Here is a 12,773-nt window from a genome sequence, read left to right as displayed (position 1 = left end):
CTTTTTCCAGCCGATATACTAGCCCAGCAGCCCGAAAACTGACATAGCTAAAACTCGAGACGACTCGCAAACAAGGCAGATTAGCCCCAGAACAAAGGGGCCATACAGCTATCTCTCTACGGATGGGGTTGGTTCTACCTGAATGCAAGGTTTTCGGGGAACAGTGTATGAGCTATCTGCCGCAGGTGATTGGCTTGTATCAGGTCATTCTGATACTGGGTAATCATGATAAGGCTTTGATAAACATTAGGATCATTGTGCAATTGAATGTATTGCTCAGCCCATACTCTGAACTGGCTCAGTAATGCCGGAGCGGGATTGTGGTTAAATTGCAGCAACAGATTGATATGTCGAATATATTGGTATCTTTCCCACTGTATATAAGGATTTACCAGGTTGTCTAATGGCTGCATGTTAACCAAACCACTTCTTTCACTCAGTGTCAGTACTCGGCCAGTTTTAAAGCCCGTAATCATAAATAGCAAGGTGCAACAGGCTAATAGCACAATAATGCCATGCAGCCAGCGCCGCCAATGAGATGGGGGAAGCGGCCTTGATATCAATATATGTTCTGGAACCATCAATCGGCCCAATAAAATCAGCACCAACCAATGCGCGGCAGATTGATAAAGAGGGAGTTCGGTCATCAGATGCAACGCTATCGGTAGAGTTAGCACCCAGAGAGGGAAAACAACCTTGGGCTGAATCAAAAGCGGTTTTATATATCCGATAGCTAATACCAGCATCCCCACCAGTGCCACAATGCCGCCCTCGGCCCAGCCATAAAGCACTTCATTATGGGGATGAGAAGGAAAAGAAAAGGGGGTAGGCACACCTATGTTTTGTATCAGCTTTTGGGCAAAAGCAGACTCAAAGCTACCATAACCCCAGCCTTGCCACGGTTGTTGTCGTATCATGAGCCAGGTGTATTCGAGTATTAACCAGCGCTCTTTATTACTCCCCTCTTTGGATACCAGCGAGCCGCCGATCATCTGCTCCAGCAGATAAGCAGCTACCAAGAGACTGATCAGGCTGCATAGCCATAACCAGGCCATTTTCCGCTGACGCCCGTAATAGAGAGAAAGCAATAATAAGGTTGTTACTCCTCCGACCCAGCCAATCCTTGATTGCAATAGCAATAACATGCCGGGGAAAACCAGTAGCGTAAGGGTGCTTATGATTCTTATGACACGGTAGCTTGAAACCATAAACAGATAGGCTGCGATGGCATAACCGGTTGCCAAATAGCTAGCCAGAACATTGACTTGCTGGAATATGCCATAAGGGCGTTGGGCAGGATCAAACTCCATCCAGTTATCCGCCGTAAAAACAAACCATTGCAGTAATGCTAACGTGACCTGCCCCCAAGCAGACAACAGTATCAGTAACAGCCAGCCCTGCCGCGTAGTAGAGCTTAATTTCAGCCGAAAAAACCCCAGTAGCAGAATTATTCCGCCCCACAAACCGAGTACACGTGGCAACCAGGCTCCGACATGTTGTAATGATGCAGGCCACAATCCAGGAAGCGTTATCATCAGTGCGCCAATCAGTAGCCATAGCTTGCCCGGAGAGGTCACCACATGGGGTTCTTCACTTTGTGGCCAATAGAGTGTCATCACCAGCAACGCCATCATGGCCCAGATGATGATGTTATGAGGAAGATGTAGTCCGGAGCCGCCTCGATTTACCTCATAGTGCAGCATGGAGATAAATGTAACGGCCATGAGCAGCAAAACAATGAGGTTAACTTTGCGCGCTGAAAGTGTCGGTTTTATGGATGGTAAAGATAGTAATTTCATTATTTTCAATTGGTTGCTGTTTTTCAGACATGGCAATACCGGCTCGTTCGTTAGCGGGCTATTAGGTATCGTGAGTCATAAATACTCAATAAGAGCGATTATCTTTATTTTTCAGTTGGATAAGCAATAAACCAGCGTAATGAATTCATCACTTTAGTTTCTGACATTTTTACTCGATTTTCATCGACCAACTTCATTAATACTAACCTTGCAGTGTAAATATCCAGCTGTGCTTTATCAGCAAGTTCTCTTGTTTTTGGCCAATTGATTACAGGAGGTGGAGATTCGCTGAACTGTTCTTTAAGAGCATGACAGTATTCTTCCAATATCCCCATAACTTCTTCTTTACGTTGGTCCTTAGGTTTCATTGATTAATTCCTCATGTGATTTAAATTTTAAGAGTATCTTATTTTTAATTTCTAACATTCTTATTGTTGGGTTTGTGCTTCCCACATATTGATTGGAAATTTCCTACAAATAAAAAGACTATTCATACAAGTAATATTCTATCTTCTTATTTATTTTATATGGCTTTTATAATTTTTATTCTCATCGTCAAAAATTAGTGCGAATAAATTTAACAATTAGAAGAAAATACTTAGGCTAATAATTATTCTCTTTAACTTTATAGGTAAATAAAAGATATTTCTTTATATTTCAAATGATAACTTTATTGAAAGTATAAATACTCATTAAATTCAGCATGTTATGTTGGTTTTTGTGTGATAAAAAATCACGTACATTTTAATTAAATAAAGAAGTGACAAGGTTTGAAGGTAATATAGCTAAGCTTTTCCTGCTTTTACCGTTAGACTTATAAGGATTTAATCTCGATTATAATTTGACTTATGGAATAATCAATCATTAATTTTGAAAAATAGACTTTTAGCGATCTAATCTGTCGATTTGTTCTTTTTTTTAGAGCTATATGTCGAATGTGCAATGTTTATCGATCAAAGTTATCGATATTATTGTTTTAAATTAGCCAATTAAGTTAAACACTCTGAATTTTGACGCTTTGAATTAAATGACTATGAACCATGACGTTATATTTGTATTATCTGCATCGAACAAAAGGGCTCTATCGTTATTTAAATTCTTTCTTAAGATGTAGGAATTTCTCAATTCCTCCATTTCAACTTTATGGCTCTAGGCTGTTGGCGGTTTATTTTCTCGTATTTAATCGATAAAAAACCGTATGGATTTATATTTTTAAAACTACTTCGATGCGGCATTTACTTTGATTTTATTAAGGTAATTCAGCGGGCAAATTTTAATTGTGTATAAAGGAATCACGTAATGAAACTGAATAAAACTATCTTGGCTGCTGGTCTGGTATTAGGTTTTGCTTCTATGGCTAACGCGGCTGATCAAGGCCAAGGTACTGTGACTTTTAATGGTTCAATCATTGATGCACCTTGCTCAATCGCAGCAGGTTCAGATGCACAGACTGTTGAAATGGGCCAGATCTCTAACGTGGCACTGCAAAATGGCGGCAAATCATCGGCACATGATTTCAAAATCAAATTGGAAAACTGTGACACCACAACTTTGAAAACTGTAACCACCACCTTTGGCGGTGCAGAATCAGCAGCAGTACCTGGCCTGCTGGGTATCACTGGTGTTGCTGAAGGTGCTGGTATTGCGATCGTCGATGGTACTGGTTCTGTTATTACTCTGGGTACTGCGACTGAGCAGCAGACTCTGGTTACGGGTAACAACACCCTGGCATTCTCTGCTTACCTGCAGGGCAGCACTGCATCTGATGCTATCAAACCAGGCAGCTTCTCAAGTGTTGCTGACTTCACCCTGGCTTACCAATAAGTCACTCTTTTCTAATTGGACATGCGGAAAATCCGCATGTCTTTTTCTCTTGAAAAAGAGACGTATTGGATGAGCTAGGTGATTTATGTCCAGGTCATTTTTTTTAATAGTGCCTCCTTCCTTACTGATGGCGTCATTGCTGAGTTTGTCGGTAATGGCAGACCCCATGAAGACAGATTGGGGCCGCGTGAGTATGGAAGGAAGTATTACTGATACTGCTTGTGCGATAGATCCCGGCAGTCTGGAACAGACGATTGATATGGCGATTTTCCCTATCGGTCAGTTAGTTCAGAACGGTGTCGGGGATGAACACCCGTTTGCGATCCGCTTGCTCGATTGCACGATAGTTCACCCAGATCCAGACAAGTCGAACCAGCAGCATTTTGTTGTGACATTTGATGGTGCTGCGGACGGTAATAATTTTGCGGTTAATGGTGACGCCGAGGGAGTGGCAATGCAAATCATTGATGATAAAGGCAATGTTTCGAATCCCGGGGTGGTATCACCGGAGATCAATATTATCCCTGCTGAGATGAAACTCAATTATGCCCTGCGGTTAGTGGGCAATGGCAAGACGCTGCGTGCTGGAACTTATCATTCTAGCGTTCGTTTCAAATTGGATTATTACTGATTTCAATGAGTAAGGTGACATATCTCATGGTATCCGCTCGTTCCATCACCTCCGGTTTTGCCCGTCGTGATTTATTGCGAATTTTGATTGCAGTTGCATTAAGTGGCAATGCTTATGGTGTGTTGGCCAGCGATAACATTCAGTTTAATACCGATGTATTGGATACCAAGGATCGCGCTAATTTTGACCTGAGCCAGTTCTCCCAACGCGGCTACATCATGCCTGGGAATTATAACTTGTTGGTTAGCATGAACAAACAGGAGCTTAGCGAACAGCCGATTGTGTTCTACGTCTCAGAAAAAGATGCAAAAAAAAGTGAGGCGTGTTTAACACCCCAGTTAATCGAGTTGTTGGCATTGAAAGAGGATAGTTTCAAAAAGCTGACCTGGTCGCGTGATGGGGAGTGTCTGGATATTAGCAGCTTACCCGGCTTGACCGTGGAAGGTGATTTGGCGAAGTCATCGCTGTACTTGAGTGTGCCGCAAGCCTGGCTGGAATACAGCGAACCGGATTGGGATCCGCCTTCTCGCTGGGAGGAGGGTATTCCCGGTGTGTTGTTCGATTACAACTTGTTAGGGCAATTGAACCGCCAGGAAACGAATAATACCAATAACAATACGTTAAGCGGCAACGGGACCACCGGCGCTAACCTGGGTGCCTGGAGATTCCGTGCTGACTGGCAGATGCGTGTTGACCAATCATCGGGTTCATCGACTGAGCGCCAATGGGATTGGAGCCGTTATTACGCTTATCGCGCAATCCCGAGTCTGGGAGCAAAGTTGACGTTGGGGGAAGATTTTCTGAATTCATCCATCTTTGACAGCTTCCGCTTTAACGGCGCTAGCCTGGCGACGGATGACAATATGTTACCGCCAAATTTACGTGGCTATGCCCCTGAAATTACGGGTGTTGCTCGTACCAATGCGCGGGTAGTTGTCAGTCAGCAAGGGCGTGTGTTGAGTGAAACGCTGGTTGCTGCCGGCCCTTTTCGTATTCAGAACTTGAACAGTTTTGTCTCTGGGACGCTGGATGTGCGGGTAGAGGAACTTGACGGGCAAGTTCAACAATTTCAAGTGAATACCGCCAGCATTCCTTACCTGACCCGCCCCGGAATGGTGCGTTACCGTATCGCTGCCGGTAAGCCTTCGGATATCGGGCATCGGGCGGAAGGGCCAATGTTTGGCACCGGGGAATTCTCCTGGGGGATCAACAGTGGCTGGTCACTGTTTGGTGGCGCGATGAGTGGTGAAAACGAATATCAAGCGGCATCTATGGGGATTGGCCGTGACTTGATGGAATTTGGTGCGGTGTCGGTTGATATGACCCAATCATGGGCAACTTTACCCGAGCAAGGCACTTTGAGCGGTGGCTCTTATCGAGTCAACTATTCGAAAAACTTTCAGGAAACAGGCAGTCAGGTGACGTTTGCTGGCTATCGCTTCTCTGAACGTAATTTTATGAGTATGAGTGAATATCTCGACGCGCGTTATCGCAACAATGACGTGGGTGGCAATAAAGAGATGTACACCATCAGCTTTAACCAACAATTTCAGGATTTGGGGCTGAGCGCGTATCTGAACTATAGCCATCAGACCTATTGGGATCGCTCGGCGAATGACCGCTATAACCTGGCACTCTCGCGTTATTTTGATATCGGTAAAGTGAAAAATGTCAGTTTGACCTTCTCTGCTTACCGTAACCGCTATAACGAAAGTAATGACGATGGCGTGTATTTGTCCATGTCGATGCCATTTGGTAACAGCGCAACCATCAGTTATAGCGCGACGGTAAGTGGCAGTGAACATAGTCAGCGAGTGGGCTATACCGATCGTCTGGATGCTCACAACAACTACCAGATTAATACCGGGGTAGCACGTAGCGGCGTGTTAGTTAGTGGTAACTACAACCACATAGGTAATAGTGCGGATATTAACGCCAATGCCAGTTATCAGGAGGGGCAATACTCTTCCGTTGGGTTAGGTATTCAGGGCGGCGCAACTATTACAGCTGAAGGCGGTGCTCTACATCGGGTGAATACCCTCGGCGGCACCCGATTGTTACTGGATACCCAAGGTGTATCTGGCGTTCCGGTTCAGGGATATGGCTCATCAATACGCACCAATCAGTTTGGTAAAGCGGTAGTCGGTGATGTGAATAGCTATTACCGCAATCGGGCCAGTATTGATATCGATAACCTGGCTGACGATGTTGAAGCCAGAGGTACCGTAGCACAGGTCACACTGACCGAAGGTGCTATTGGTTATCGCCGCTTTAATGTGATTTCCGGCGAAAAGGCGATGGCGATGATACGTATGGCAGATGGCACATCACCGCCATTTGGGGCCACCGTATTAAATGAAAATCAGCAAGAGACCGGTATTGTTAACGACGATGGTTCCACTTACCTCAGTGGGATCAAAGCGGGTGAAACCATGTCAGTGCGTTGGAATGGTGAGGCGCAATGCAGCATCACCTTACCGAAGGCGCTTTCTCCAGCAATACTGGCGAATCTACTGTTGCCTTGCCAGCCAATAGCCACGGGGGATAAACCTCCGGTATCACAGTAGAAAGGTTTAGTAATGAACCTGCGGGTCAGTGCCCGTTCAGATAAGCGAAAAAGTGAGTTACCGCGAGGTTCTGACAACATTAATTTTAGAGAAAAAGTAATGAATTCGAAGGGAAAAGTAATGAAAATGAATAACAAATTGCGTATCACCACCATTTTGGTGACGGCACTGATGACTCAGCAAGCAACAGCCGCGATTGCACTGGACAGAACCCGGGCCATTCTTAATGGTGGCGATAAGTCGATCAGCTTGAATATCAGCAACCAGAATAAGGAATTACCTTATCTGGCGCAGGGATGGATTGAAGATGATCAGGGTAACAAAATCAATTCACCGTTGACGGTCGTTCCTCCGGTTCAGCGGGTAGAGCCGGGCGCGATGAGCCAGTTAAAAATACAAAGTTTGCCTGCGGTGAATCAGTTGGCGCAAGACCGGGAAACCTTGTTCTATTTTAACCTGCGCGAAATCCCACCACGGTCGGACAAGCCCAATACTTTGCAGATTGCTTTGCAAACGCGCATCAAACTTTTCTACCGCCCTGCGGGCATCGTGCCACAAAAGGCTGATATGTCGACACCTTGGCAGGAGAAGTTACAACTGACTCGTCAGGGTGATCGCTATCAGGTTAATAACCCGACGCCGTATTACATCACGCTGGTCGATGCCAGTGAGAGCAAAACCGGCAAAACGGCAGCAGGTTTCAAGCCGCTGATGATTGCACCAAAAGCGCAGGGCATGTTGGATGTGAGTGCGGCGGCATTAGGTAGCAAGCCAGTGCTGACTTATGTCAACGATTTCGGTGGTCGCCCAAAACTGATCTTTGGCTGTACGGGTAGCTCGTGTTCTGTGGTGGAAAGTATCAAGTAACAGCGTATTCCGCTACGACGCATAAGAATAAGACTGGACGGATGTCTGGCTGAATGATGAAAAAGGAAGATGCGATGGCTGTTAATTGTAGGGGAGTAGTGACCCGGCTGGCCATGATTGGGGTGACAGCCATCGTAACATTATTAAGTAGCCCGGCATGGGCATTGAATAAGACTGCGACGGTCAATGTCTCGGTCACTATTTTTGCCGCGCCACCTTGTGTGATTAATAGTAACAACACGATCAATGTTGATTTTGGCGATACTGTTCTGACCTCAAATATTGATGGTGTTCAATATATGAAGCCGGTGAATTATACGTTGAACTGTACTTCGGCTGCCTCTAATGCATTGAAATTAAGCATCATAGGCAATGGAGCCAATTTTGATACCCGTGTTCTGAAAACGAGTAATGCAGCTCTGGGGATCAAGTTGATACGTAATGGGCAGGAATTTCCACTGAATACTGCATCCAATTTTACCTATCCGAATGTTCCTGTCTTGCAGGCGGTACCGGTCAAACAAACCAATACAACGTTGAGTACGGGTTATTTTTCCGGCACAGCGACTCTGGTTGTGGAGTACCAGTAATGAAAATTAACGCATTGATATCCGGTGGGGTCGTTGCTGTGGTGCTAGCTCTCGGTAGCTCGTTTGCCTATGCTGACAACATGCTGTTCTCCGGCACATTAATTAATCCTCCACCCTGCGTGATTAATGGTGGCAGCACGATAGATGTACCTTTCGGGGAAAATTTGGGTGTGAACAAGATTGATGGCATCAATTATACCCAGACTGTGCCTTATAGCGTGACGTGTGAAACAGTCAGTAGCAGCTTGGAATTAGGTATCACGATTGTCAGTCCTTCCGTGACAACATTTGATCCCGCAGCGATACAAACCGATGTTCAGCATCTGGGAATTCGCATATTGAAAAATGGTATTCCTTTTGCGCTTAATACCCGTGTGGCCTATGACAAAAATAACCCACCGGAACTTAAAGCTGTGCCGGTTAAGGCTACTGGATCAACATTAAGCGAAGGAAGCTTTGAGGCTACCGCTACATTATTAGTGGATTATCAATAGGATCAAATGATGACTAATTTAAATCTGCTGATGCGCGCCGTAAAAACTATTTTAAGTATTCTTATTCTGAATGTTTTTGGGGCTGTGCCGGTATTGGCCGCTGATAATATGCGTTTTCATGGCGCATTAGTTGCTGAGCCTTGTACGATTCGTCCGGGTGATGATGCTATTAGTTTAAATTTTGGCACTGTCGTTGATAAATACTTATATTCGAATCAACGAACGTTAGGAAAACAGTTTCAAATACATTTGGTCGATTGTGATGTCAGCTTAGGTACAACTGCCAATATTATTTTTACGGGTAATGATAGTGTTAATTTACCCGGATTGTTGGCAGTTGACAGTAGTGATATGGGAATCGCTATTGGTCTTGAAACATTGGCAGGAAAACCGTTGTATCTAAATCAATCGAGTGACGATATCGCACTTGATACAGGTAATAATATTATTACCTTGAAAGCTTATGTTCGGGGGGAGCCGGATGCGATAACTCAACGTACCATTAAACGCGGTGAGTTCAGTGCAGTCGCAACATTTAACCTGCAATATTATTAATGAGAACATCTTACTAATTTTATTTCAATACAAATATGTTAACGCTGAAACTTATTATCATCCGCTTAAGTGCAGATATGCAGATAGAGACAATGGAACCTAAACGAATGACACAGCCTAATATGCAATTTCGTTATAAATATTGCTGGCTAATCGCTTGCGTGCTGTTCTTATTTCCGCTTTATAGCCAAGCCAGTGCCTGGGTTTCGACCCAAACGCGAATAGGCGGCCAATATACCGGAACATTCTCCTGGCCAAGTGAGGAACTGACCAACGTACTTTGTACCTCCTCATCTTGCTCTGTGGCTATCTGTCACTACTCCAGTCTTGAAGCTGAGCGGTGCCTTAACCCGAGTGCGGCATCAACGCGAGTGGTTGTTTCTCAAGGAGCAACAGCGAAAACCATGCGAGATGCGTTTGTTAGTCGCAATGGTGCTTCTGGAAGTTGGAGCACCACGACCCCGGTCTTGAGTTCGTCAAATACCTGTTTTGGCATTCTATATTGGCAAGGGGCGGGCGATTTAAACTTTAGCGGCAATCTGATACCTGGTTCCTATTGTGGTGCAGTTCCTCCGACCCCGGAAACTTGTGATATTACCGGTGATGTTTATATCAATTACGGTTCGCTTAATCAGCAAAGTGTTGATGGCGCAATAAAAAGTGAACCGCTGACGATCAATTGTACTGTCAGAACATCTGTGAAATTAACCTTGGTAGGGGCTAAAAGTATTAACCTGGGGCAAAATGGCAATCTGACGTCCACATTAAAAGTATCAGGGCAAGACTTAGCCAATGGCGTTACGGTAACGGCAAACATCGGTAATACCTCTTTTCCGATTGAGTCAACACTTCATGCGCCCGCCTTGCCGGACGCAGGAACATTTAGTGGTAGTGGAGTTATTATTATGTCCTATTTCTAAATACAGAATTGTATGCATTCATTATCTGAGTGCATGATTATTATGAGTATAAAATAGCATTTAGAATTCGTTATTTTTATATGCATAAATGGGGTTATCTTACTGTCATATATATGGCAGGGAGTTTCCATGACATTTATTTTTATATTATTTAAAATAAAATAAATGTTATTTTTTTTGGTTGTAATACATTGCACTGATATAGTATAAAGCTATTGCGTTAGATTGATTGGGTATTTGGTTTTCGCCTAAAAGTGAAACGCGCACTTCAATGGTCTATTAAATAAATAGATTATAAATTTTTATTCTAAGGAATTTTCTCATGAAAAAAATGAACATGGCAGTTGCCAATACAATTGTTGGCGGTACAGGTAAAACGTGTAAAGATACTTTCCAGTGGCAGACTAGCGGTACAACTGCAACTTGCATGGCAGTCACTACTTGTACTGATAAACACGGTAAAGTATTAAGCTCAACTTCTACACCTAGCAATCTTGCTAACTGTCGTTAATTAAATATTCGTTAATTTCTATCGATATTTAATCGTATCCCAGGCAAGTGCGGGAGGGATTTCTATACTTGCCTGATTTATTTTTTAAAAGTGTCACTGATGCTTAAATTCAAGAATTTTCGCATTAATTGAATATTATAAAATTATTTCACGGGCATAAATATCGTTTGATTTTGTTTATGTCTTACCTTAACTCTGATTGTGAATATACCCGTCATACTTCAAGCTGCATGTGCGTTGGCTGCGTTCAATCACCCGAATCACTTACTGGTCTTGACCTTAAAAAAATAAGTAAGCTCATCGGGACTTTCTCGCTTGCCGCCTTCCTGCAACTCGAATTATTTAGGGTATAGGACTGAATATATGTCTACCCAAAAAAATATGTTTAGAAGTAAGGGATTCTTTATAGGCTACACACTGTTGGTTATCCTTATTTCTTCATTGATAACAACGGCCTATTTCCACTATTTCGTCCTCAATCAGGATGCACAAGAAAGTTTATTCTCTGTCAGCAGCAGTGACATTGAAAACAGCCCAATCAAAGACGATAACAGCATTATCGAGATCTTCTCTTATGGCTGCCACTACTGCGCCATCAATGAAGAGAATGTCAGCCAATTAGAAAACCGCATGCCAGCAGGGACTCGTTTTATCCGCTTGCATATCAGCAGTGATAAAACCACTGGTTTGGGGCGTTTTGCGCCTATTTTTGCCACCTTATCGGTGATGGGTATTGAGCCGCAACATCGTCAAAGTGCTTACAAAGCGGTACTCGACGACAACATCGACTTGAGTGATAACAGCCAACTCGAAACCTGGCTAAAAGCCAATGACATTGATGTGGCTAAATATCAGCAAGTGAGCCAGTCCGCTGAAGTTAAAGCGTTAATTTCCTATATGACGGCAGTGACTGCGCATTACAAGATAGATGCGACTCCGACCTTTATTGTTGGCAAAAAATGGATAGCGTTGCAGGACAGGGAATTCCCAGCATTCTCGGATCACCTCTTGTCATTACTCGAGCACGATAAGGCGCTGGAGAAATAATGAGACTGCTAGCCGTATGGGGTTATTTTGCCTGGCGAAACCAGCTCGATAAGTTGGCTTTTAGTGGGCGCTTATTTGCTCGCGGGCAGGCCAAGGTAGCTATCTGGCTGTTACGGCACGGTGATTATCGTTTCTTGCTGATGCTCGGTGCTTTGCGCCGGGCTTTCGGTTTGGCTTCGCGGCGTCAGAAGAATCTGGCGCGAGTGGCAGCGGCCAATAGCCAGTGTTTACTCAATGGTCAAACTAACCCATCAGCACAGGATTTTATGGGTACTGCACAGCGCCGTCAGCTGTTGGAATTGGCGGCAACTTATGGTCAAAGCCGGCAAGTTTTAGCCCAGTTAGCCGCCTGTACCCAACAGTTAGATGGTCAGGTTAGTGCGCTGCATGACGCCGGTTCTCCGGTTATTTTGGCACCATTGCATATGGTGTCAGATGTGCTGGCTGGCATGGTGGGTGCGAATGTTTATCCGGGTCAGGCGACCGTAGTCGTTTCTGCCAGCGCTGAGGCTTATGAAGAGCAGGCGCGGCAAATGGGTGGTGTAAATATTTCCTATTGTTCCATTCATGCTGATAGCCGTGCCATTGCCGGTAACCTGATGGATGCCATCATGGAAGCGGCTGATCATAAGCGAAATATTATGATTTTTCCGGATATTACGCCGGACTACACCGTTAATAATCAGCCAGCAGAAACAGCAAAAATGGCCTGCCAACTGTTTAACCGCCCAGCCAATTTACACAGCGGCATCGTTCGCCTTGCCAGAGCATTGTCAGCGCAGGTGGTCTTTTATTATCTGTATTACGACAAAGAAATAAAAATACATATCTATCCAGCACTTAGTGCGCGGGAAGTGAAAAATAAACTGCCTGAATTGATTGAAACATCCTTGACGCAGCATCCACAAGATTGGCTGTTATGGCACTCACATTCGTTATTTTTTATTAACGAATAATGTCACTGACGA

The 12,773-nt window shown here is 44.2% G+C and carries 13 protein-coding genes; 11 read left to right on the top strand and 2 right to left on the bottom strand.

Going from position 1 to position 12,773, the window contains the following annotated elements; all coding sequences use genetic code 11:
- Positions 1–134: 134 nt before the first annotated feature.
- Together waaL-xs and ACNSO8_RS17700 are read right to left on the bottom strand one after the other, a co-directional pair.
- Entirely contained in the window at positions 135–1,799 is a 1,665-nt protein-coding gene (waaL-xs, locus tag ACNSO8_RS17705) for an O-antigen ligase-like protein WaaL-xs (RefSeq protein ID WP_418395396.1), read from the bottom strand.
- Between the two features lie 104 nt (positions 1,800–1,903).
- Positions 1,904–2,167 carry a FaeA/PapI family transcriptional regulator gene (locus ACNSO8_RS17700; protein WP_019080437.1) on the bottom strand — a complete coding sequence of 88 codons (264 nt, stop codon included), beginning with the start codon at positions 2,165–2,167 and terminating at the stop codon, positions 1,904–1,906.
- Positions 2,168–3,098: 931 nt separating this feature from the next.
- Here ACNSO8_RS17700 and ACNSO8_RS17695 point away from each other — a divergent pair.
- From ACNSO8_RS17695 to ACNSO8_RS17645, 11 genes are all read left to right on the top strand, one after another.
- Positions 3,099–3,623 carry a fimbrial protein gene (locus ACNSO8_RS17695; protein ID WP_005163272.1) on the top strand — a complete coding sequence of 175 codons (525 nt, stop codon included), beginning with the start codon at positions 3,099–3,101 and terminating at the stop codon, positions 3,621–3,623.
- Between the two features lie 127 nt (positions 3,624–3,750).
- Positions 3,751–4,254, top strand: coding sequence for a fimbrial protein (locus tag ACNSO8_RS17690; protein ID WP_046051553.1), 504 nt, complete (start codon positions 3,751–3,753; stop codon positions 4,252–4,254).
- A gap of 26 nt (positions 4,255–4,280) precedes the next feature.
- Complete coding sequence (locus tag ACNSO8_RS17685; RefSeq protein ID WP_418395397.1) at positions 4,281–6,821, top strand: outer membrane usher protein; 2,541 nt, start codon at positions 4,281–4,283, stop codon at positions 6,819–6,821.
- A gap of 120 nt (positions 6,822–6,941) precedes the next feature.
- Positions 6,942–7,688 (top strand): fimbria/pilus periplasmic chaperone, encoded by a 747-nt coding sequence (locus ACNSO8_RS17680; protein WP_408557055.1) that lies wholly within the window; start codon positions 6,942–6,944, stop codon positions 7,686–7,688.
- Positions 7,689–7,762: 74 nt separating this feature from the next.
- Complete coding sequence (locus tag ACNSO8_RS17675) at positions 7,763–8,278, top strand: fimbrial protein (protein WP_050917141.1); 516 nt, start codon at positions 7,763–7,765, stop codon at positions 8,276–8,278.
- The gene (locus ACNSO8_RS17670) at positions 8,278–8,772 is read left to right on the top strand and encodes a fimbrial protein (RefSeq protein ID WP_050875634.1); all 495 of its coding nucleotides are present in this window, start codon (positions 8,278–8,280) and stop codon (positions 8,770–8,772) included. The genes ACNSO8_RS17675 and ACNSO8_RS17670 overlap by 1 nt, the downstream gene beginning before the upstream one ends.
- Positions 8,773–8,781: 9 nt before the next feature.
- Positions 8,782–9,327, top strand: a complete 546-nt coding sequence (locus ACNSO8_RS17665) for a fimbrial protein (protein ID WP_050157228.1) — start codon at positions 8,782–8,784, stop codon at positions 9,325–9,327.
- A gap of 92 nt (positions 9,328–9,419) precedes the next feature.
- A complete protein-coding gene (locus ACNSO8_RS17660) occupies positions 9,420–10,247 on the top strand; it encodes a hypothetical protein (RefSeq protein WP_050321795.1) in 828 nt (275 codons plus the stop codon).
- 322 nt (positions 10,248–10,569) lie between these two features.
- Positions 10,570–10,758: a DUF4762 family protein gene (locus tag ACNSO8_RS17655; RefSeq protein ID WP_019080429.1), complete on the top strand. Its 189-nt coding sequence runs from the start codon at positions 10,570–10,572 to the stop codon at positions 10,756–10,758.
- A gap of 420 nt (positions 10,759–11,178) precedes the next feature.
- Complete coding sequence (locus ACNSO8_RS17650; protein ID WP_019080428.1) at positions 11,179–11,805, top strand: DsbA family protein; 627 nt, start codon at positions 11,179–11,181, stop codon at positions 11,803–11,805.
- The gene (locus ACNSO8_RS17645; protein ID WP_418395395.1) at positions 11,805–12,761 is read left to right on the top strand and encodes an ABC transporter; all 957 of its coding nucleotides are present in this window, start codon (positions 11,805–11,807) and stop codon (positions 12,759–12,761) included. Before ACNSO8_RS17650 ends, ACNSO8_RS17645 begins: the two co-directional genes overlap by 1 nt.
- The last annotated feature ends 12 nt before the right edge of the window (positions 12,762–12,773 follow it).

Source organism: Yersinia sp. LJYL362 (genome assembly GCF_048323875.1).
This window is presented reverse-complemented; position numbering and strand designations above follow the sequence as displayed.

What these genes read in the sequence shown, in the direction of transcription:
- waaL-xs (WP_418395396.1), bottom strand. Translation starts at nt 1,799, where the DNA reads ATGAAATTACTATCTTTACCATCCATAAAACCGACACTTTCAGCGCGC.
- ACNSO8_RS17700 (WP_019080437.1), bottom strand. Translation starts at nt 2,167, where the DNA reads ATGAAACCTAAGGACCAACGTAAAGAAGAAGTTATGGGGATATTGGAA.
- ACNSO8_RS17670 (WP_050875634.1), top strand. Translation starts at nt 8,278, where the DNA reads ATGAAAATTAACGCATTGATATCCGGTGGGGTCGTTGCTGTGGTGCTA.
- ACNSO8_RS17660 (WP_050321795.1), top strand. Translation starts at nt 9,420, where the DNA reads ATGGAACCTAAACGAATGACACAGCCTAATATGCAATTTCGTTATAAA.
- ACNSO8_RS17655 (WP_019080429.1), top strand. Translation starts at nt 10,570, where the DNA reads ATGAAAAAAATGAACATGGCAGTTGCCAATACAATTGTTGGCGGTACA.
- ACNSO8_RS17665 (WP_050157228.1), top strand. Translation starts at nt 8,782, where the DNA reads ATGACTAATTTAAATCTGCTGATGCGCGCCGTAAAAACTATTTTAAGT.
- ACNSO8_RS17685 (WP_418395397.1), top strand. Translation starts at nt 4,281, where the DNA reads ATGGTATCCGCTCGTTCCATCACCTCCGGTTTTGCCCGTCGTGATTTA.
- ACNSO8_RS17690 (WP_046051553.1), top strand. Translation starts at nt 3,751, where the DNA reads ATGGCGTCATTGCTGAGTTTGTCGGTAATGGCAGACCCCATGAAGACA.
- ACNSO8_RS17645 (WP_418395395.1), top strand. Translation starts at nt 11,805, where the DNA reads ATGAGACTGCTAGCCGTATGGGGTTATTTTGCCTGGCGAAACCAGCTC.
- ACNSO8_RS17695 (WP_005163272.1), top strand. Translation starts at nt 3,099, where the DNA reads ATGAAACTGAATAAAACTATCTTGGCTGCTGGTCTGGTATTAGGTTTT.
- ACNSO8_RS17675 (WP_050917141.1), top strand. Translation starts at nt 7,763, where the DNA reads ATGGCTGTTAATTGTAGGGGAGTAGTGACCCGGCTGGCCATGATTGGG.
- ACNSO8_RS17680 (WP_408557055.1), top strand. Translation starts at nt 6,942, where the DNA reads ATGAAAATGAATAACAAATTGCGTATCACCACCATTTTGGTGACGGCA.